Source organism: Pseudomonas sp. Sample_9 (assembly GCF_004307535.1).
Taxonomy (GTDB): Bacteria; Pseudomonadota; Gammaproteobacteria; order Pseudomonadales; family Pseudomonadaceae; genus Aquipseudomonas; species Aquipseudomonas mercuritolerans.
This window is the reverse complement of the sequence record NZ_RAZO01000320.1, coordinates 1-21,063: the sequence shown is the minus strand read 5'-3', so window position 1 is coordinate 21,063 and position 21,063 is coordinate 1. Positions and strand designations below refer to the sequence as shown.

At 60.3% G+C, this 21,063-nt stretch carries 16 protein-coding genes and 1 tRNA gene; 14 read left to right on the top strand and 3 right to left on the bottom strand.

Going from position 1 to position 21,063, the window contains the following annotated elements; translation table 11 throughout:
- The first annotated feature begins 62 nt into the window (after positions 1-62).
- The 11 genes from D6877_RS17840 to D6877_RS17790 all read left to right on the top strand — a co-directional run bounded on the left by D6877_RS17840 (position 63) and on the right by D6877_RS17790 (position 16,219).
- Positions 63-545, top strand: a complete 483-nt coding sequence (locus D6877_RS17840) for a sigma-70 family RNA polymerase sigma factor (RefSeq protein ID WP_041478511.1) — start codon at positions 63-65, stop codon at positions 543-545.
- A 133-nt stretch (positions 546-678) separates the two neighbouring features.
- Entirely contained in the window at positions 679-2,016 is a 1,338-nt protein-coding gene (locus tag D6877_RS17835) for a SidA/IucD/PvdA family monooxygenase (RefSeq protein WP_130911617.1), read from the top strand.
- A gap of 556 nt (positions 2,017-2,572) precedes the next feature.
- Complete coding sequence (gene mgtA / locus D6877_RS17830) at positions 2,573-5,272, top strand: magnesium-translocating P-type ATPase (RefSeq protein WP_130911616.1); 2,700 nt, start codon at positions 2,573-2,575, stop codon at positions 5,270-5,272.
- Positions 5,273-5,502: 230 nt separating this feature from the next.
- Entirely contained in the window at positions 5,503-5,937 is a 435-nt protein-coding gene (locus tag D6877_RS17825) for a chemotaxis protein CheY (RefSeq protein ID WP_130911615.1), read from the top strand.
- A gap of 125 nt (positions 5,938-6,062) precedes the next feature.
- On the top strand, positions 6,063-6,695 hold the full coding sequence (locus tag D6877_RS17820) for a response regulator transcription factor (RefSeq protein ID WP_130911614.1): 633 nt from the start codon (positions 6,063-6,065) through the stop codon (positions 6,693-6,695).
- A 10-nt stretch (positions 6,696-6,705) separates the two neighbouring features.
- A complete protein-coding gene (locus D6877_RS17815) occupies positions 6,706-9,912 on the top strand; it encodes a transporter substrate-binding domain-containing protein (RefSeq protein WP_130911613.1) in 3,207 nt (1,068 codons plus the stop codon).
- Positions 9,913-10,069: 157 nt separating this feature from the next.
- Positions 10,070-10,936 carry a pirin family protein gene (locus tag D6877_RS17810; protein ID WP_130911612.1) on the top strand — a complete coding sequence of 289 codons (867 nt, stop codon included), beginning with the start codon at positions 10,070-10,072 and terminating at the stop codon, positions 10,934-10,936.
- 226 nt (positions 10,937-11,162) lie between these two features.
- Complete coding sequence (locus tag D6877_RS17805; RefSeq protein ID WP_130911611.1) at positions 11,163-12,605, top strand: mechanosensitive ion channel family protein; 1,443 nt, start codon at positions 11,163-11,165, stop codon at positions 12,603-12,605.
- A gap of 83 nt (positions 12,606-12,688) precedes the next feature.
- Positions 12,689-13,483 (top strand): exodeoxyribonuclease III, encoded by a 795-nt coding sequence (gene xth, locus D6877_RS17800; protein WP_130911610.1) that lies wholly within the window; start codon positions 12,689-12,691, stop codon positions 13,481-13,483.
- Positions 13,484-13,583: 100 nt separating this feature from the next.
- On the top strand, positions 13,584-14,417 hold the full coding sequence (locus D6877_RS17795) for an arylamine N-acetyltransferase (RefSeq protein ID WP_130911609.1): 834 nt from the start codon (positions 13,584-13,586) through the stop codon (positions 14,415-14,417).
- Between the two features lie 278 nt (positions 14,418-14,695).
- Positions 14,696-16,219: a nucleobase:cation symporter-2 family protein gene (locus D6877_RS17790; RefSeq protein ID WP_130911608.1), complete on the top strand. Its 1,524-nt coding sequence runs from the start codon at positions 14,696-14,698 to the stop codon at positions 16,217-16,219.
- 113 nt (positions 16,220-16,332) lie between these two features.
- Here D6877_RS17790 and D6877_RS17785 read toward each other — a convergent pair.
- Positions 16,333-16,408, bottom strand: a tRNA-Asn gene (locus D6877_RS17785).
- Positions 16,409-16,418: 10 nt separating this feature from the next.
- On the opposite strand from D6877_RS17785, the gene D6877_RS29415 reads away from it, so the two are divergent.
- The gene (locus D6877_RS29415; protein ID WP_178083705.1) at positions 16,419-16,631 is read left to right on the top strand and encodes a hypothetical protein; all 213 of its coding nucleotides are present in this window, start codon (positions 16,419-16,421) and stop codon (positions 16,629-16,631) included.
- Positions 16,628-16,858: a hypothetical protein gene (locus D6877_RS17780; RefSeq protein WP_122706879.1), complete on the top strand. Its 231-nt coding sequence runs from the start codon at positions 16,628-16,630 to the stop codon at positions 16,856-16,858. The genes D6877_RS29415 and D6877_RS17780 overlap by 4 nt, the downstream gene beginning before the upstream one ends.
- Here the strand turns inward: D6877_RS17780 and D6877_RS17775 are convergent.
- Together D6877_RS17775 and D6877_RS17770 are read right to left on the bottom strand one after the other, a co-directional pair.
- Complete coding sequence (locus D6877_RS17775) at positions 16,855-17,055, bottom strand: hypothetical protein (RefSeq protein ID WP_016773917.1); 201 nt, start codon at positions 17,053-17,055, stop codon at positions 16,855-16,857. The two genes, D6877_RS17780 and D6877_RS17775, sit on opposite strands and share 4 nt — an antisense overlap.
- Positions 17,056-17,325: 270 nt before the next feature.
- On the bottom strand, positions 17,326-18,522 hold the full coding sequence (locus D6877_RS17770) for an amino acid aminotransferase (RefSeq protein ID WP_016773918.1): 1,197 nt from the start codon (positions 18,520-18,522) through the stop codon (positions 17,326-17,328).
- Positions 18,523-18,859: 337 nt separating this feature from the next.
- On the opposite strand from D6877_RS17770, the gene uvrB reads away from it, so the two are divergent.
- Positions 18,860-20,875 (top strand): excinuclease ABC subunit UvrB, encoded by a 2,016-nt coding sequence (uvrB, locus tag D6877_RS17765; protein ID WP_024012378.1) that lies wholly within the window; start codon positions 18,860-18,862, stop codon positions 20,873-20,875.
- Positions 20,876-21,063: the final 188 nt, after the last annotated feature.

Genomic DNA, 21,063 nt, shown 5'->3' with positions numbered 1-21,063 from the left:
GTGATTCGCAGGTCTGATCAGTGCGCTCAAGGACAGAAACGGCATCGATGCGGTCGGGAGTCATGTTGGAAAACTACTATCGTGAGCTGGTGTGTTTCCTCAACGCCAGACTGGGCAACCGTCAGGTCGCCGAGGATGTGGTGCATGACGCCTATGTACGGGTGCTGGAGCGCTCCAGCGAGGTGCCGATCGAACAACCCCGGGCCTTCCTTTATCGCACCGCGTTGAACCTGGTTATCGACGATCACCGCCGCAACGCGCTGCGCCAGGTCGAATCGCTGGACGTGCTCGACAATGAAGAGCGCTATTTCACCCCGTCCCCCCACGGCACCCTCGATCACGGACAGCGCCTGGAAATGCTTCAGCGCGCACTGGCCGAGCTGCCGCCGCTGTGCCGCGACAGTTTTCTGCTGCGCAAGATCGAAGGCCTGTCCCATCCGGAAATCGCCCAGACCCTCGGCATCTCCCGGGCGCTGGTGGAAAAACACATCGTCAACGCCATGAAGCACTGCCGCTTGCGCATCCAGCAATGGGATGGCCAGTGAGCCGCGCCGGTTAAATTTCCTTTCATCGTCCTCGTTCCTACTCAACAGACGACCTGCTGACCTGATTCAGGCCGGTCAGGCCACCCAGGCTTTATTTCCCCGCGTTGAGGGGTTCATCCAGAGGACACTGGAAATGACACAGGCAATTGCATCGCCCATCGTTCACGACCTGATCGGCGTCGGTTTCGGCCCTTCGAACCTGGCACTGGCCATCGCTCTGCAGGAACGCGGCGCCACCCATGGCGAACTGGATGTGCTGTTCCTCGACAAGCAGGCCACTTACAGCTGGCACGGCAACACCTTGTCGACGCAGAGCGAGTTGCAGATTTCCTTCCTCAAGGACCTGGTGACCCTGCGCAATCCGACCAGCCCGTACTCGTTCGTCAACTACCTCAAGCATCACGGGCGTCTGGTCGATTTCATCAACCTCGGCACCTTTTATCCATGCCGCATGGAGTACAACGACTACCTGCGCTGGGTGGCCGGGCAGTTCACCGCGCAGAGCCGTTATGGCGAAGAAGTGCAGTTCATCGAACCGGTATTGCACAACCAGCAGGTCGAAGCCTTGCGGGTGATTTCCCGGGGCAGCGACGGCCAGCAGTTCGTGCGTACCACGCGTTCGGTGGTGGTCAGCGCTGGCGGCACACCGCGTATTCCAGAAGCGTTCAAGGCACTGAAGGGCGATCATCGGGTGTTCCACCATTCGCAATACCTGTCGCAAATGGCCAGGCAGCCGTGCGTGAACAATCAACCGATGAGCATCGCGATCATCGGTGGCGGGCAGAGCGCGGCGGAAGCCTTTATCGATCTCAACGATTCGTTCCCGTCGGTGCAGGTCGACATGATCCTGCGCGGCTCGGCCTTGAAGCCTGCGGACGACAGCCCGTTCGTCAACGAAGTGTTCTCGCCGGAGTTCACCGATCTGGTGTTCCAGCAGAACAGCGTCGAGCGCGAGCGGTTGGTCAATGAGTACCACAACACCAACTATTCGGTGGTCGACATCGACCTGATCGAACGCATCTACGGCATCTTCTACCGGCAGAAGGTTTCCGGAATTGCCCGCCATGCGTTCCGCACCCTGACCACCGTCGAGAGCGCCACTGCCACGGCAAACGGTATCGAACTGGCAGTGCGCAACAATGCCAGCGGCGAAGTCACGGTACGGATCTACGACGCCGTGGTGCTGGCCACCGGTTACGAGCGGCAGATGCACCGCAAGTTGCTCGCGCCGCTGGAGGAATACCTCGGCGAATTCGAAGTCGATCGCAATTACAAACTGATCACCGACGAGCGCTGCAAGGCCGGCATTTATATGCAGGGCTTCTGCCAGGCCAGCCATGGCCTGAGCGATACGCTGCTGTCGGTGCTGCCGATTCGCGCCGACGAAATCGCTGGCTCGCTGTACGAGCATGGCAAACAGCGCGGGCACAGCCGCTCGGTGGCGGAGTTGTTACTAGCCACTGCCAGCTGAATCTGCATTGCCTGACATATCGCCTTCGCGAGCAGGCTCGCTCCCACAATGGTTCTGTGAACGCAGGCCAGAAAGTGGGAGCGAGCCTGCTCGCGAAGGGGCCATGGAGAGCCCCACAGATCCTGAATCTGAACCCTTCCTGAACACCCCCCACATTCCCCGAAAACACCTCTTCCAGCCGTTTCGCTGCGGGCGTAAGCTGCGCGCGTTTTCATCAATTGCGGAGACCCACAGTGGGTACTTGTTCGAGTGACAGTTGTCGGCCGGTCTCGATCACCGGCAGATTCTCGGCAAGATAACGCGCAGCCTTTCCCTGCCGTTGTCTCGCCGTAACAGCGAGCAGCGGCATCCCGTGCACGACCCGTTCCGGATCGTGTCTCGACGTCCTTCTCATCGACGCTGAACCAGGCGTGATGGCGACCTCAGTCGTCATCGCAGCCTATCGACACGCCTGTTCCTGACCGGCGTGCCACGCCTTGCCGTGCCGGTTTTCCCGGTGCCAGGGCGCGGCGGTACCTGCTCGACGGTTTCCCGGCTGACCACAGGGGACACAGCCATGAAACTCACGCTCAAGGAATTTTTTGCAGGCTTTCTGCGCAGCCGCCACATCGCCCGGCACTTCCGTCGTCTGGCGCTGCTGGATTCGATCAATGACACCACGGTCAGCCGTGAAGTGCCGCCGACGCTGGCCAGTACGCTGGTCGCTGCCGCCCATGAAGACAGCGCTGCGTTGCTGTCATCGCTGGGCACGCACGGCGAGGGGCTCTCCGAGGTCGAGGCCGATGCACTGCGCGCGCAACACGGACTTAATGAAGTCGAACACGAGCAGCCGCTGCCGTGGTGGAACCATCTGTGGCACTGCTACAAAAACCCGTTCAACCTGCTGCTGACTCTGCTCGCGGTGATCTCCTGGCTGACCGAAGACCTCAAGGCGGCCGTGGTGATTTTCTCCATGGTGGTGCTGTCGACGCTGCTGCGCTTCTGGCAGGAGAGCAAATCCAATCAGGCGGCCGATGCGCTCAAAGCCATGGTCAGCAACACCGCCACGGTGCTGCGCCGGGATGCGCCACGGCGGGAACTGCCGATCAGCCAACTGGTGCCCGGCGATCTCATCGTGCTCTCGGCTGGCGACATGATTCCTGCCGATTGCCGCGTGCTCAGCGCCAAGGATCTGTTCGTCAGCCAGGCAGCAATGACCGGTGAATCGATGCCGGTGGAAAAATTCACCCGGCAGACCGATCGCGACACGCGTAACCCACTGGAGCTGGACAACATTCTGTTCATGGGCACCAACGTTGTCTCCGGCAGCGCGATTGCACTGATTCTCACCACCGGCAACAGCACCTACTTCGGTGCGCTGGCGCAACGGGTCGGCGCGACGGACCGCGCGGTGACGTCGTTTCAGCAGGGCGTCAACAAGGTCAGCTGGTTGCTGATCCGCTTCATGTTCGTCATGGCGCCGCTGGTGCTGTTCATCAACGGTTTCACCAAGGGCGACTGGAGTGAAGCGCTACTGTTCGCGCTGTCGATTGCCGTCGGCCTGACCCCGGAAATGCTGCCGATGATCGTCACTTCGACCCTGGCCAAAGGCGCCGTGTTTCTGTCGCGCAAAAAGGTCATCGTCAAACGCCTCGACGCCATCCAGAACTTCGGCGCCATGGACGTGCTGTGCACCGACAAGACCGGCACCCTGACTCAGGACAAGATCTTTCTGGCGCGTAATGTCGACGTCTGGGGCGAGGACTCTGACGCTGTGCTGGAACTGGCCTACCTCAACAGCTACTACCAGACCGGCCTGAAAAACCTGCTGGATGTCGCCGTGCTCGAACACGTGGAAGTCCATCGCGAACTCAAGGTCGGCAGCGTGTTTCGCAAGGTCGATGAGATCCCGTTCGACTTCAATCGCCGGCGCATGTCGGTGGTGGTGGAGGGCCGCGGTCAGCCCCATCAACTGATCTGCAAAGGCGCGGTGGAAGAAGTGCTGGCGGTGTGCAGCCGCGTGCGTCACGGCGAAGTTGATGAGGCTTTGAGCGATGAATTGCTGGCGCGGATTCGCCACGTCACCGGTGCTTTCAACGCCGAAGGTCTGCGCGTGGTGGCGGTCGCGGCTCGCTCAATGGCAGAAGGGCGCGAGATTTACAGCCTGGCAGATGAACAGGAACTGACGCTGATCGGTTACGTGGCATTCCTCGATCCGCCGAAGGAAAGCACCGCGCCAGCGCTCAAGGCCTTGGCCGAGCATGGCGTGGCGGTCAAGGTATTGACCGGCGACAACGAACTGGTGACGGCGAAAATCTGCCGTCAGGTCGGCCTGGCTCAACAGGGTTTGCTGCTGGGCAATGACATTGAGCGCATGAGCGATACCGAACTGGCCGCGGCGGTCGAGACTACCAACGTCTTCGCCAGACTCACGCCATCGCACAAAGAGCGCATCGTCGGCATTCTCAAGGGCAACGGCCATGTGGTCGGGTTCATGGGCGATGGCATCAACGACGCGCCGGCGCTGCGCAGCGCCGACATCGGCATTTCCGTGGAGAGCGCGGTGGACATCGCCAAGGAAGCGGCGGACATCATTCTCTTGGAGAAAAGCCTGATGGTGCTGGAGGAGGGCGTGCTCGAAGGGCGGCGCACCTTCGCCAACATGCTCAAGTACATCAAGATGACCGCCAGTTCCAACTTCGGCAACGTGTTCTCGGTGCTGGTCGCCAGCGCATTCATCCCTTTCCTGCCGATGCTGCCGATGCACCTGCTGGTGCAGAACCTGCTCTACGATATTTCGCAGATCGCCATTCCGTTCGATAACGTCGACGACGAGATGCTGAAACAGCCGCAGCGCTGGCAGCCGGCTGACGTCGGGCGCTTCATGCTGTTCTTCGGTCCGATCAGCTCGATTTTCGACATCACGACGTTCGCCTTGATGTGGTACGTGTTCGACGCCAATACCCCGGATCACCAGACACTGTTCCAGTCCGGCTGGTTCGTGGTCGGTCTGCTGACCCAGACGCTGATCGTGCACATGATCCGCACGCCGAAGATCCCGTTCCTGCAAAGCCGCGCCGCCATGCCGCTGCTGGTGATGACCGGGGTCATCATGGCCGTCGGCATCTTCCTGCCAATGGGCCCGCTGGCGCATTACTTCAAATTGCAGGCACTGCCGTCGCTGTATTTCGTGTTTCTGCCAATGATTCTGCTGGCGTACATGGCCCTGACCCAGGCAGTGAAGGGTTTCTACATCCGCCGGTTCGGCTGGCAGTAACCGCCATGGAATGCTTTCCCCTGTGGGATCGAGCCTGCTCGCGAAGGCGTCGTGTCAGTCAATACATCTCTGACAGGTATACCCCCTTCGCGAGCAGGCTCGCTCCCACAGGGGATATTGGTGCGTCAGGGCCGCCGGATAAATGACCTCTTTTTTAGGAAAAGTCCTACAGAGCTATCCCCGGCGCTTGCGTAGTCTTGCCCTCCCCAAACCCCACCGGGAGAATGACCATGAGCAACAAAGCGTTGCGCATCCTGATCGCCGACCCGCAGCATTTTCATCGCATGAAAATCGAGCGCCTGTTTAACGCGCTCGGCTACTACCGCGTAGCCCCGGTGCAGAATCTCGGTGAATTGTTGACCCTGGTCGACTACGGCTGCGAGCCGTTCGATGTGCTGGTGATCAATGCAGAACTGGCGGCAGGCTCTCTCGATCTGCTGGGCTTTCTGCTCGATAACCCACAGGTCCGCCACGCTCTGATCTACAACGAACCGTCGGCACCTTTGCAGGCGGTTGCCGGGTTTGCTCAGGAAAACGCGCAGATCAGCCCGGCGCCATTGCCCAGTTCAGCACTCATCGAACAGGTGATGGCGAGAGTCGAAGCCGCCGGCGAACGCGAAGCTGCGTCTGATTCCCACTGGTCGTTGCGCCATGCCAATGCATAAAAAACCAGGCTGCACAACTGTCAGACCTGACAGGTGATTCTCTTGATCATCCATGTAACAGTGCCTGCGCAGCCACCGACTCCGGAACAGATTGTTGCGGTGTCTTCGATTTTGCAGGAGTACCAATGAAGTCAGCGCTGATCGTCGATGATCATCCAGTAGTGCGCGCGGCCATTCGGATCGTTCTGCAGGCCCAAGGCTTCACCGATATTCATGAAGCGTCCAATGGCAACGAAGTCGTGCCGCTGATTTGCACCCATGATCCGCAGCTCGTCGTACTCGACCTCGGGCTGGGGTCCATGGATGGGTTGGAAGTGTTGACGCGGATTCAGATCAAGGCGCCGACGGCGCGCTGCCGAATCCTGGTGTTCAGCATGCATGAGCCCACGCATTATCAAGAGCGCTGTCTGCGTGCCGGCGCACGGGGCTACGTGACCAAGAGCAACCAACTGACTCTGCTGCACGAAGCCATCAAGGCATTGATGTCCGGCCACACCTATTTCTCCGCGTTACCCAATACCAGCGGTCTGTACAACGCCGTGCAACGCACTGAACAGGAGATGATCGCTCAGCTGTCCGATCGGGAGTTATGCATCTTCGTGAATCTGGCGCTGGGCAAACCGAACAAGGCCATCGCCCAGGAGATGCACTTGAGTCACAAGACCGTCAGCACCTACAAGACCCGCATGATGGCCAAGCTTTGCCTGGGTTCACTGGTGCTCCTGCGTGAGTTCGCCAAGCGCAATCACTTGATCTGAGTGCCCCGACATGACGCAGGGACTGCGGGTTTTAGGGTTGTGGCTGGGGCTGGCCGCCTCGGTCTGGGCCGATGACCGGCCGCAGACACTGGAAGTGCTGGCCCGCCTCGAACCGGGCAATGTCCAGGTCCGCCTCGATGATCGGGAACGCCAGTGGTTGCGTGAGCATCCGGTGTTGCGCATGGGCATCTCCGGCCCGGACTACCCGCCCTTCGAAATCACCCGCCATCAGCATGAGCTGGAGGGACTGACGGCGGATTACGCCGACCTGTTGGCACAACTGCTCGGCATCAGGATCGAAGTGCGGCGTTTTACCGATCGACCCGCGCTGATGGCGGCACTCAAGCGCGGTGATGTCGATCTCTTGGGCACCTCGAACAGTTTCGAAGCGGCAGATCCGGCCTTCATTCTGTCGCGGCCGTACGCTGAAGATCAGCCGATGCTGGTTACGCGCCACGACGAGAAACTGCCCACCGACCTGGCGGCCAAACGCATCGCCATGGTCGAGGATTACCTGCCGCTGGCCCACGTTCAGGCCTTCTACCCCGGCGCCTACGTGCAGCTTTATGCTTCGGCCATGGATGCACTCGGCGCGGTCGCCTTCGGTGCCGACGATGTGTACCTGGGCGACTTCATCAGCGCCAACTATCTGATCAACACCAATTATCGCAACGACCTGCAACTGGCCGGGCCGTCGGGGCTTGACGCCAATCCGTTCGCCTTTGCGTTGTTGCGCAGCGATGTGGTGCTCAAACGCATCGTCGACAAGGCCTTGCTGGCCGTGCCCATGGAGCGTCGCCATCTGATCGAACAGCGCTGGAGCGTCGGCCTCGCCGAGATGGCCGAACAGTCGCGGGTACAGCTCAGCGCCGCCGAGCAGCAGTGGCTGGATCAGCACCCGGTGGTGCGGGTCGGCGCTGTCGAAGACTTCGCGCCGTTGGCGTTTTTCGATGCCGACGGACGCTTCAACGGGCTGGCAGCGCAGTTGCTGAGCCTGATTGCACAGCGCAGCGGGCTGAATTTCGAGATCGTGCGTGGCACCTCCCTAAACGATCAGTTCGAGCAGCTCCAGACCGGCGCACTCGATGTTCTGCCGGTGGTGACGCCGAGCACCGAGCGTGAAGCGCAGCTGCAATTCACTCGCGCCTATCTGAACAATCCGTTCGTGCTGGTCAGCGCGGTGAACGGGCAACATCCATTGCCGCTCGACGAACTGGCGGGCAAACGCCTGGCGATCTATCGAGGGCACCCGTTGCGCGATTATTTGCTGCAACGGGTCCCCGGTCTGCGTCTGGTCGAGGTCAAAAGCCCAGCCGAAGGCATGGCGCTGATTGCCCGAGGACAGGTCGACGTGACGGTAAGCTCGTTGCTGGTAGCGCGTTTTCTGATCGCCCGCCAGTATCGCGACCGCCTGCGCATCACCGGCACCGTTGGCGATCAGCCGGCGCGCATCGCTTTGGCCACGGCGCCGCAGTCGGCGCTGCTGCACTCGATCCTGAACAAGGCGTTGCTGAGCATCGCGCCGCAGCAAATGGATGAACTGGTTGAGCGCTGGAGCCACGATGTGGTGGTTGAAGACAGCTATTGGTCGCGCCATCGCCGCGAGATTCTGCTTGGTTTTGCCGGCGCCGCAGGCTTGCTGCTGCTGGCCTTGATCTGGATCGGCTGGCAGCGTCGGCAGATCCATCAGCGCCAGCAATGGTTGTTGCAACTGCAACAGGCCAAGGACGCAGCGGATGAGGCCAATCGGGCCAAAAGCACTTTCCTGGCGACCATGAGCCACGAGATCCGCACACCGATGAACGCCTTGATCGGCATGCTCGAACTGGCCCTCAAGCGCGCAGAGGAGGGCGTGACTGATCGACTGGCAATTCAGGTGGCGTCGAATGCCGGCCAGCAGTTATTGGCGTTGATTGGCGACATTCTCGACATCGCCCGTATCGAGTCTGGGCATTTGTCCCTCGCGCCCGAGCGGGCCAACCTGCGCGAGACAGTGTTATCGGTGTGTCGGGTTTTCGAAGGGCTGGCGCGGCAGAAACGGCTCTTGTGGCGCATCGAACTTGATCCGCGCGCCGACGTGGATGTGCTGATTGATCCGACGCGCTTCAAACAGGTGCTGTCGAACCTGTTGAGCAATGCGATCAAATTCACCGAGGTGGGTGAGGTGAGTTTGCGCTTGCAGGTCATCGCCATGACCGACGCTGAAGTGGACATGCTGGTGCGCATCGAAGACAGCGGCATCGGCATCAGTGTCGAAGATCAAAAGCTTCTGTTCAGTCCTTTCGTCCAGGCAAGCAACAGTTCGCAAACGGCGCGCAGCGGTTCCGGTCTGGGGCTGGTGATCAGCCGCAACCTCTGCGACATGATGGGCGGCACGCTGCGCCTCGACAGTGACCTGGGGCAGGGCACGCGAGTGGAAGTCCATCTGCAATTGCCACTGCTGACCGCGATGACGACCACAGCGGCTACGCCCGACGTGACGCCCGCCGCCTGTGTATTGAACGTGCTGGTGGTAGACGATCACCCGGTCAACCGCTTGCTGATGTGCTGGCAACTGAGCGAACTGGGGCATCGCACGACTGATGTCGGCGATGGCGATGAAGGGCTGCAACGCTGGCGAGCGCAGGCTTTTGATGTGGTGATAACCGACTGCAACATGCCGCGACGCAATGGCTATGAGCTGGCGCGCACCATTCGCGATGAAGAGGCCGCCAGCGGCCGCGCACCCTGTCTGATCCTCGGTTTTACGGCCAACGCGCAGGTCGAAGAGCGTTTGCGTTGTCTGGATGCCGGCATGGATGACTGCTTGTTCAAACCGATTCGCTTGCGCGATTTGGCACAGGCCTTGACCGGCGCGCAGCCTTGCGCGCCGCACGAAGATGAGCCGCCAGGCGCCGAGCCAGTCGAGATCGATCTCAGTGCTCTTGAACAGATGGCGGGTGCCGATCATTCGTTGATCGAACGCTTGCGCAAGGAAGTCGGCAATAGCCTGCGCGATGATCTGCAAGCACTGGATCGCTTGCAGGCGAGCGACCGCGCAGACTTGCGCGAGTTGGCCCATCGCATCCGGGGTGGCGCGCAGATGGTCGGGGCTGCGCGGGTCGTAGCGGCGTGCGCAGATCTGGACACGGCGTGCCGAGACAGTGACAGCGCTGTCATCGACCGTGCCATCGGCAAGTTGCGCGAAGCCATGCACGGCCTCGCACGGTGCCTCTGAACCAATGCAGTCTCCTGTGGGAGCGAGCCTGCTCGCGAAATGCGCACCGCTGCTCAATTGTTCTGCATATGGAACACTCAAGCCGATTTCCACCCTCTAGTCGAATATTCGATATGCCTTTAGGCTTAATCCAATGCATTTACCCATTGGAGACCCCATGAAAAACATCATCGGCATTTACACCAGCCCGCGCGGCCATTGGGTCGGCGATGGTTTCCCGGTGCGCACGCTGTTTTCCTACGACAACCTGGGCAAGCACATCAGCCCGTTTCTGCTGCTCGATCACGCCGGTCCCGCCGAATTCACCCCGACCACTGAACAGCGTGGCGTCGGCCAGCACCCGCACCGTGGTTTCGAAACCGTGACCATCGTTTACGACGGCGAAGTGCAGCACCGTGACTCCACCGGCAGTGGCGGCACCATCGGCCCGGGTGATGTGCAGTGGATGACCGCAGCGTCCGGCATCCTCCATGAGGAATTCCACTCGGAAAACTTCGCCCGAACCGGCGGCAAGCTGGAAATGGTCCAGCTGTGGGTCAACCTGCCGGCCAAGAACAAAATGGCCGCGCCGGGTTACCAGACCATTCTCGACCGGGACATTCCGAGCATCGCGCTCAAGGACCACGCCGGCAGCCTGCGTCTGATCGCCGGCGAATTCGATGGGCACACCGGACCGTCACGGACTTTTACGCCAATCGACGTGTGGGATCTGCGCCTCAATGCCGGCAAGCTGCTGACGCTTGATCTGCACGAAGGACGCAACACCGCGCTGGTGGTGCTGAAGGGTTCGGTGCAGGTCAACGGCGCGGAATCGGTGGGAGTAGGGCAGTTGGCGCTGTTCGAACGCGACGGTGATCGACTCACTCTCCAGGCCAGCGAAGACGCGGTGGTATTGCTGCTCAGTGGCGAGCCGATCGACGAACCGATCGTCGGCCACGGCCCGTTCGTGATGAACACCGAGCAGGAAATCCATCAGGCCTTTGCCGACTTCCAGTCCGGGCGCTTTGGCCAGATGCACCCCTGACCCCGAGCTTTACTGGCAACTGACCCCCCCTGTGGGAGCGAGCCTGCTCGCGAATGCTCTGTTTCAGTCCAAGAGGTAGTGACTGACAGGACGCCTTCGCGAGCAGGCTCGCTCCTACAGGTTTTTCAGCGTTTTCGAGACGCTGTTCATCCACCGAAATCAATTGCTCCTACACTGTGCCAATCTGTGCGATCTTCTCGCGATTGGCCTTTGTCGGAGTTGTTTGATGCTGTCTCTGCTGACCGAACACCCGTTGTTTAGCGCGTTGATCCTGATCCTGCTCGATCTTGGCCTGTGGCGGCTGATCAGCTCTCGCGGCAGCGAATGGAAGCTGTTGGTGCGGGTGCTGATTTTCGCGTTGTTCAGCATTGTGCTGTTCAACGAAGGCCTCAACCCGATGGAACCGGCACCGTGGGCCGACAACGTGCCGCTGCATCTGGCGGCAACCGGGTTGCAGATCGGTTGGTGGCTGTTTGGTGCGCGGACCCTGACGGTGCTGATCGGCGCGGTGATGATGCAGCGGGTCGGCCATACCGGCCGGCTGTTGCAGGACTTGCTCGGCGCGGTGATTTTCCTCATCGCCATCATTGCGGCGCTGGCGTACGTGCTCGATCTGCCAGTCAAAGGCGTGCTGGCGACGTCCGGCGCGTTGGCGATCATTGTCGGCCTGGCTTTGCAGAGCACCTTGAGCGACGTGTTCTCCGGCATCGTCCTCAACACCACCAAGCCCTATCAACTCGATGACTGGATCTCCATCGACGGCACCGAGGGCCGCGTCACCGACATCGACTGGCGCGCCACGCGTCTGCAGACCAGTCAGGGCAGCATGGCGGTCATTCCGAATTCACTGGCGGCTAAAGCCAAGATCATCAACTTCAGTCGGCCGAGCAACATGTTCGGCGTTTCCGTCAGCGTGCCCGTCAGCCCCCATGCCCGACCCAGTTCGGTAATCGAGGCGTTGGAGCGGGCAATGCAAGGCTGCCGGCAATTGCTCGACACACCGGCGCCGAGCGTGTCGTTGAAGAGTTCTGCCAGCGGCGGCGCGGAATACGAAATCAGCGGATTTGTCGCCTCGATGGGCGAGAAGCGCGTGGTGCGCAATCAGTTGTTCGACCTCGCTTACCGGCATTTGCAAGCCTCCGGGGTCAACCTGCTGTCGAGCAACGAGACCAGCGCCGCACCGCAGTTGTCGCGGCCACGGGCGCTGCTGGAAAGCTCACCGATCTTCTCGACTCTGCGTGAAGAAGAAAAAGACACCTTCAGCCAGAACATGACTCTGCAAACTTTCCGCGTCGGCGAAACGATTCTCGCGGGCGGGGAGGTCAGCGATCATTTGTTCATCATTGAATCCGGCGTGGTATCGGTGACGCTCAAGCGCCATGGTGCGCCACTGGAATCCGGGCGCATGGGGCCAGGCGAGGTGATCGGCGAGGCCGGGATTCTTTCCGACACCGCGCTGCCGGCGGATTTTTCCGCGAAGACTTTCTGCGCCCTGTATCGCATCGAGAAGTCCTACCTGAAACCGTGCCTGGACGCGCGCCATGACATCCACGATGCGATGCAGGCATTGCTCGATTTCCGTCTGCACAAGGCGCAGTCGCTGACCGAGGAAACGCCTGTGGTCGCGCCGAAAAGAGGCTTTCTGCAATGGCTGCGTAACCGAGTCTGAGCTGTCGCTTTGTGATTCGATGCAACCTGCGCGGCGTTCTCAGGGTCACAATTTGCAATCCCACCGGGCAGGAGTTGCAGACGATGAAAAACCTGCGAATCGCCACCTTCAACGTCAACGGCATGCGCGCGCGGCTGCCGAATCTGCTGGAATGGCTCAAGCGCGAGCAACCGGACATCGTCTGCCTGCAAGAGCTCAAGTCAGTGGACAGCGCATTTCCCGCCGCCGAACTGGAGGCCGCCGGTTACGGCGCGATCTGGCAGGGCCAGGCGTCATGGAATGGCGTGGCGATTCTGGCGCGTGATGCGCAGCCGTTGGAGAGTCGACGCGGTTTGCCCGGCGATCCCGATGACACCCACAGCCGTTATATCGAAGCGGCGGTGCACGGTGTGCTGGTCGGTTGCCTGTATCTGCCCAACGGCAACCCGCAGCCGGGGCCGAAATTCGATTACAAACTGGCCTGGTTGGAGCGTCTGATCAATTACGCCAAAGACCTGCAAAGCAGCGATCACCCGGTGGTGCTCGCCGGTGACTTCAATGTCGTGCCCACCGACATGGACATCTACAACACCCGATCCTGGCTCAAGGATGCTTTGTTGCAACCCGAAAGCCGCGAGTGCTACCAGCGGCTGCTGGATCAGGGCTGGACCGATTCTCTGCGCCACGTGTATCCCGAAGAGCGCCTCTACACCTTCTGGGATTATTTCCGTAACCATTGGCAAACCAATTCCGGCCTGCGCATCGACCATTTGCTGCTCAACCCGGCATTGAGCCCGTATCTGCACGACGCCGGTGTTGACGCCTGGGTGCGCAACGAACCGCACGCCAGTGACCATGCGCCGACGTGGATTCGGATCGGCTCGCGGAAAAAACGCTGAACGGCCGATTAGCGAAATCAATTGTCGAAAGCCGTGCCTGATCCCGTATACAGGGCAACATCAACGCAGTGTTCTGCGGCCCATGCATAAGGATCGAGCAATGAGTGCGCCACGGCTGACCAATACCAATCTGTACCTGCAACGTCTGGGTTTCGATGCGCCGCCGCCACCGACGCTGGAAACCTTGCATCAGTTGCAACTGCGCCACACCGCTCAGTTTGTTTTCGAAAATCTGGCAACGATCAGTGGAGAGCCGGTGTTGATCGACTTGGTCTCCATCGAAGACAAGGTGTTGCAGCAGGGGCGGGGCGGCTACTGCTATGAGCTCAATCATTTGTTCTATGCGCTGCTGCTTGAATTGGGCTTCGACGCGCGGGCGATCAGCGGGCGCGTGGTGATGAATCAACCGGAAGGCAGCTGGACGGCGCGAACCCATCGTTTGAGTCTGGTGACCATCGACGCAGTGCGTTACATCACCGACGTCGGCTTCGGTGGCATGGTGCCCACCGCGCCGCTGCTGCTCGACAATGAACATGAGCAACCCACCCCGCACGAACCTTACCGCATCGACAAGCAAGCAGATGGCTACCTGCTGCGCGCCAAAGTCGCAGGCGAATGGCGGCCGATGTACCTGTTCGATTTGCAGCGCCAGGAAGACATCGATTACACCGTCGGCAACTGGTACGTCTCCACTCATCCCGAGTCACCCTTTGCCCAGCGCCTGATGGTCGCGCGCACCGGCGCTGGCTGGCGCAAGACCCTGAACAACGGCAGTTTTGCCATTCACCACATGGGCGCGGACAGTCAGCGGCGCGAGGTGGCGGACGTCGACGAGCTGATGGAGTTGCTGCGCCGCGAGTTCGACCTTCAGGTGCCTGATTCACCGCGTGTACGGCAAGCGCTGGCTCGGGTCATCGCGCCAGCCTCCATCTAAGGCTTTACACCAGGCTCCAATACGCGACGGATTTCGCCGATGGCCGCTAAAAGAGCGCGACTGCACCGTCGGTCGCCGTGAACACTTCAGCCTGGTGGGCACTGGCGCGGACGCAGCGGGGATGTGTTGCCGGATTTGTTGGGGCAAGAAGCGCAGGCTAGAAGGTTGGATGGCTACCTAACCATTATGTGACTGATAAGTTGTATACAATTCTATGGACATTTGTCCTGAGTATTGAATACAGTGTGCGCATAACAAAAACCAGGGAACCCCCCACCATGAAAACGCCCCATGTTTCACACCAACGGCCCGAGGACGAAAACCTCGGGGTCGGCGCGAATATGGCTTACGGCCTGCAACATGTTCTGACCATGTACGGCGGTATCGTTGCGGTGCCACTGATCATTGGCCAGGCGGCCGGTCTGTCGCCGGCGGACATTGGTCTGTTGATTGCTGCTTCATTGTTTGCGGGGGGGCTGGCGACGTTGCTGCAAACCCTGGGTCTGCCGTTTTTTGGCTGTCAGTTGCCGCTGGTCCAGGGCGTATCGTTCTCCGGCGTGGCGACCATGGTCGCGATCGTCAGCAGCGGCGGGGAGGGCGGTTTCCAATCGGTGCTGGGTGCGGTGATTGCCGCCTCGTTGATCGGCTTGCTGATCACGCCGGTGTTCTCACGCATCACCAAGTTCTTTCCGCCTTTGGTCACCGGCATTGTGATCACCACCATTGGCCTGACGCTGATGCCTGTGGCCGCACGCTGGGCGATGGGCGGCAACAGCCACGCGCCGGACTTCGGCAGCATGCAGAACATCGGTCTGGCGGCGGTCACGCTGGTGCTGGTGTTGCTGCTGAGCAAGGTGGGCAGCGCGACCATTTCTCGGCTGTCGATTCTGCTGGCGATGGTCATCGGCACGGTGCTGGCGGTGTTCCTTGGCATGGCGGATTTCTCCAGTGTCACCACCGGCCCCATGTTCGGCTTCCCGACACCGTTCCACTTCGGCATGCCGACCTTCCATTTCGCCGCGATTCTGTCGATGTGCATTGTGGTCATGGTGACGCTGGTGGAAACCTCGGCGGACATCCTCGCCGTCGGTGAAATCATCGGCACCAAGGTCGACTCGAAACGCTTGGGTAACGGACTGCGTGCCGACATGCTGTCGAGCATGTTTGCGCCGATCTTCGGTTCGTTCACGCAAAGTGCTTTCGCACAGAACGTCGGCCTGGTGGCGGTGACCGGGATCAAGAGCCGCTTCGTGGTGGCTACCGGCGGCTTGTTCCTGGTAGTGCTCGGTCTGCTGCCGTTCATGGGCCGAGTCATCGCAGCAGTGCCGACTTCGGTTCTCGGCGGCGCCGGGATCGTGTTGTTCGGTACTGTGGCTGCGAGCGGCATCCGCACGTTGTCGAAGGTGGACTACCGCAACAACGTCAACCTGATCATCGTTGCCACCTCGATCGGTTTCGGCATGATCCCGATCGCCGCGCCGAACTTCTACGATCATTTCCCGAGCTGGTTCGCGACGATTTTCCATTCGGGCATCAGTTCGTCGGCAATCATGGCGATCCTGCTCAACCTGGCGTTCAACCACTTCACGACCGGCAATTCGGATCAACAATCGGTGTTCGCCGCCGCGGAAGAGCGCACCCTGCGTTATCGCGATCTCGCCGCGCTGCGTGAAGGCGATTACTTCAGCGACGGCAAGCTGCATGATTGCGATGGCAAGGAAGTGCCGGTGATCGAGCCGGATGACCATGATCATGGCCACGGCGCGCCGAAGGTGCAGGTGAAAAGCAGCGAACATGTCTGACCGCTGCGTCTGAAACAGAAAAGGCCGATCTGCCCAAACAGATCGGCCTTTTGGTATTTTTCGTGCGCCCACAAAAAAGCCCCTGAACCTTGCGATTCAGGGGCTTTGCTATTTGGCTCCACAACCTGGACTCGAACCAGGGACCCAGTGATTAACAGTCACTTGCTCTACCAACTGAGCTATTGCGGAATTGGTGCGTATGTTACTGATTCAAAAAGAGAAGTCAAGCATCGCCTGGCAACTTTTGCGATTCGTCGGGACGGACGGCGTTTTGTCGGTGATTGGCGGTTACCAGAAAGGCTTCAGAGGTCTACCATGGCAGCCCGGAAGTGGTCACACGCGCTACCGGCCATTCGCCGCAAAGGTACGCGCCATGAATCAAATCACCCGCAACAGCGAGGTGCTCGCATGAGCACTGCACAGATCAGCCTGCCCAAAGGGATCGGCCCGCACGCCGAAAAACTTTTCGATGCAATCACCGGGGCAAGCACCGCCGAAGAATTGAACCGCGCTGGCGGCAAGGCCGAAGGTTTCGTCCTTGGTCTTGAAAGCAGCAAGGCCATCAAAAGCCAGGTCGCCGAATCGCTGTATGTGATTTACGACGATGCTGCCACTCAACGCTCGGTCGAGCTGGCTTAACTGCCGAAGGTAATCGTGCCGAGCATCAGCTTGGCATAGGCCGCCGTCGCCGCCAGTTGCACCAGCCACAGGGCCAGGCCACCGAGGAATACCCCGGTGGCGACTTGCAGTACCAGGCTCTTTTCACGCTTGGCCGGAGCGCGCGGGATGAAATCATCCAGGTCGTCACGGTCAGCGCGCAGGTTGTCGTTTTTCATGTGGGTTCTCTTCAAAAATCTCGGGTGTACACAAAACCGGTAGGAGCTGCGGAACGCTGCGATCTTTTGATCTTGCTCTTGCTCTTGCTCTTGCTCTTGATCTTGATCTTAAAAAACAAGATCAAAAGATCGCAGCCTCGTTTCACTCGTCAGCTCCTACGAGCTCCTACGGTTCTGAATTGTGTGCAGTCTAGAGGTTGCAAGGCGTTTCCAGAGACAAATAAAAACGGGAAGCCCAAAAGGCTTCCCGTTTTTCATCACTCGCCGAAATCAGATGACCTGAACGATCGCGTCCGTCACAGCCTTGATGTTGCTCTGGTTCAGCGCGGCCACGCAGATGCGGCCGGTGTCCAGGGCGTAGATGCCGAACTCGTTGCGCAGGCGATGCACTTGTTCAGTGGTCAGGCCGGAGTAGGAGAACATGCCGCGCTGACGACCGACGAAGCTGAAATCGCGGCCCGGGGCTTTTTCCGCCAGCAGGGCAACCATCTGCTCGCGCATGCCGCGAATGCGCAGGCGCATCTCGGCCAGCTCGGCTTCCCACTGCGCGCGCAGTTCCGGGCTGTTGAGCACGGCAGCAACAATGCTGGCGCCATGGGTCGGCGGGTTGGAGTAGTTGGTGCGGATCACACGCTTGACCTGCGACAGCACGCGCGCGCTTTCTTCTTTCGATTCGCTGATGATCGACAGTGCGCCAACGCGTTCGCCGTATAGCGAGAACGATTTGGAGAACGAGCTCGAGACGAAAAAGGTCAGGCCGGATTCGGCGAACAGGCGCACAGCGGCGGCGTCTTCGTCGATGCCGTCGCCGAAACCCTGGTAAGCCATGTCGAGGAACGGCACGTGACCTTTGGCCTTGACCACTTCCAGCACCTTGTTCCAGTCCGCCGGGGTCAGGTCGACGCCGGTCGGGTTGTGGCAGCAAGCATGCAGGACAACGATCGAGCCGTTCGGCAGGGCGTTGAGGTCGTCGAGCATGCCGGCACGGTTCACGTCATGGGTGGCAGCGTCGTAGTAACGGTAGTTCTGCACCGGGAAACCAGCGGTTTCGAACAGTGCGCGGTGGTTTTCCCAGCTCGGGTCGCTGATCGCCACGACGGCGTTCGGCAGCAGTTGCTTGAGGAAGTCGGCACCGATTTTCAGTGCGCCGGTCCCGCCGACGGCCTGAGTGGTGATGACGCGACCGGCGCTGATCAGCGGCGAATCGTTGCCGAACAGCAGTTTCTGCACGGCCTGGTCGTAGGCGGCGATGCCATCGATCGGCAGGTAACCGCGCGAAGCGTGTTGCGCGACGCGAATCGTCTCGGCTTCGATCACCGCACGCAGCAGTGGAATTCGCCCCTCTTCGTTGCAGTACACGCCCACGCCCAGGTTGACCTTGGTGGTCCGGGTATCGGCGTTGAATGCTTCGTTGAGGCCCAGGATTGGATCGCGGGGTGCCATTTCGACAGCGGAGAACAGGCTCATTATTACGGCGGCTCTGAATGGAGAGTGGAGGGACGTGTCGCGCTCCAGCCGAATGCACTAGAGCGGTGCACAAACGGGGAGCTAGTATAGAGGCCATCACCGCGCAATGGCGACAGGCGAATCGGCTTTTACGGTAAGTTTTTCCGATTATTTCTTGACCGTTAGTCGATTGACTTTGTCAGATTCTTTACCGGATGTAGGACGTTTGCCTTGAAAGGTCAGGCAATCGCCACCACATTCAGCACAATCCAGGTTTTTTCTTGCGCGACATCGGTCGTTTGCGGTCGTCCTCGTGGTGCTTCGTCTGACGCGGAACGCCGCGATTCCAGAGGTGTGTATGTCGGAATTCCAGCTAGTCACCCGCTTCGAGCCCGCCGGCGATCAGCCGGAAGCCATTCGCCAGTTGGTTGAGGGCATTGACGCCGGGCTGGCGCACCAGACGCTGCTCGGTGTGACCGGTTCGGGCAAGACCTTCAGCATCGCCAACGTCATTTCGCAGGTACAGCGTCCGACGCTGGTACTGGCGCCGAACAAGACCCTGGCCGCGCAGTTGTACGGGGAGTTCAAGGCGTTCTTCCCGAACAACGCGGTGGAATACTTCGTTTCCTACTACGACTACTACCAGCCCGAAGCGTATGTGCCGTCGTCCGACACCTTCATCGAGAAGGACGCGTCGATCAACGACCACATCGAGCAGATGCGGCTGTCCGCAACCAAAGCGTTGCTCGAACGCAAGGACGCGATCATCGTCACCACAGTGTCGTGCATTTATGGTCTGGGCAGTCCGGAAACCTATTTGAAGATGGTCTTGCACGTTGATCGCGGCGACAAGCTTGATCAGCGCGCTCTGCTGCGGCGCCTGGCCGACCTGCAATACACCCGCAACGACATGGATTTTGCCCGGGCGACGTTCCGCGTGCGTGGTGACGTGATCGATATCTTCCCGGCGGAATCCGATCTGGAAGCGATCCGCATCGAGCTGTTCGATGACGAGGTCGAGAGCATTTCCGCCTTCGACCCACTGACCGGCGAAGTCATCCGCAAGATGCCGCGCTTCACTTTCTACCCGAAAAGTCACTACGTGACGCCTCGGGAAACCCTGCTCGACGCCATCGAAGGCATCAAGGTCGAATTGCAGGAGCGCCTCGAATACCTGCGCAGCAACAACAAACTGGTGGAAGCCCAGCGTCTTGAACAGCGCACCCGTTTCGACCTGGAAATGATCCTCGAACTGGGCTATTGCAACGGCATCGAAAACTACTCGCGCTACCTGTCCGGGCGTCCGGCCGGCGCGGCGCCACCCACGCTTTACGACTACTTGCCCGCCGACGCCTTGCTGGTGATCGACGAATCCCACGTCAGCGTGCCGCAGGTCGGCGCAATGTATAAGGGCGACCGTTCGCGCAAGGAAACCCTCGTTGAGTACGGCTTCCGCCTGCCTTCGGCGCTGGACAACCGGCCCATGCGTTTCGACGAGTGGGAAGGGGTCAGCCCGCAGACCATTTTCGTTTCGGCCACCCCCGGCAACTACGAAGCCGAGCACGCCGGCCGCGTGGTTGAGCAAGTGGTACGGCCGACTGGCCTGGTCGACCCGCAGGTTGAAGTGCGGCCGGCGCTGACCCAGGTCGATGACTTGCTCTCGGAAATCACCAAGCGCGTGGCGATCGAAGAACGTGTGCTGGTCACCACGCTGACCAAGCGCATGGCCGAAGACCTGACCGATTACCTCGCCGACCACGGCGTGCGCGTTCGTTACCTGCACTCGGACATCGACACCGTTGAGCGCGTCGAGATCATCCGCGACTTGCGGCTCGGCGTATTCGATGTGCTGGTCGGGATCAACCTGCTGCGTGAAGGCCTCGACATGCCGGAAGTGTCGCTGGTGGCGATTCTCGATGCCGACAAGGAAGGCTTCCTGCGTTCCGAGCGCTCGCTGATCCAGACCATCGGTCGCGCGGCACGTAACCTCAACGGCCGGGCGATTCTCTACGCCGATCGCATGACCGGTTCGATGGAGCGGGCGATTGGTGAGACCGAGCGCCGCCGCGAGAAGCAGATCGCCTTCAACCTTGAGAACGGCATTACCCCGAAAGGTGTGATCAAGGACGTCGCCGACATCATGGAAGGCGCCACCGTGCCGGGTTCGCGCAGCAAGAAGCGCAAAGGCATGGCCAAGGCCGCCGAAGAGAACGCCAAGTACGAAGCCGAGTTGCGCTCGCCAAGCGAAATCACCAAACGCATCCGCGCGCTGGAAGAGAAGATGTACCAACTGGCGCGGGATCTGGAGTTTGAAGCGGCGGCGCAGATGCGCGACGAGATTGCCAAACTGCGCGAGCGACTTCTCACCGTTTGATCTTGATCGCCTTGCCGGGCCTCTTCGCGAGCAGGCTCGCTCCCACATAGCAATTGCATATTCCTGTGGGAGCGAGCCTGCTCGCGAATGGCCTTCACACAATCGGAAGGCCTTAGGGCTTCCGGCTTAAATGCCCTGCCCGCTGGAGCGGGGCGGGTGTCGCCTGTTACCATTCGCCGCTTGATTGT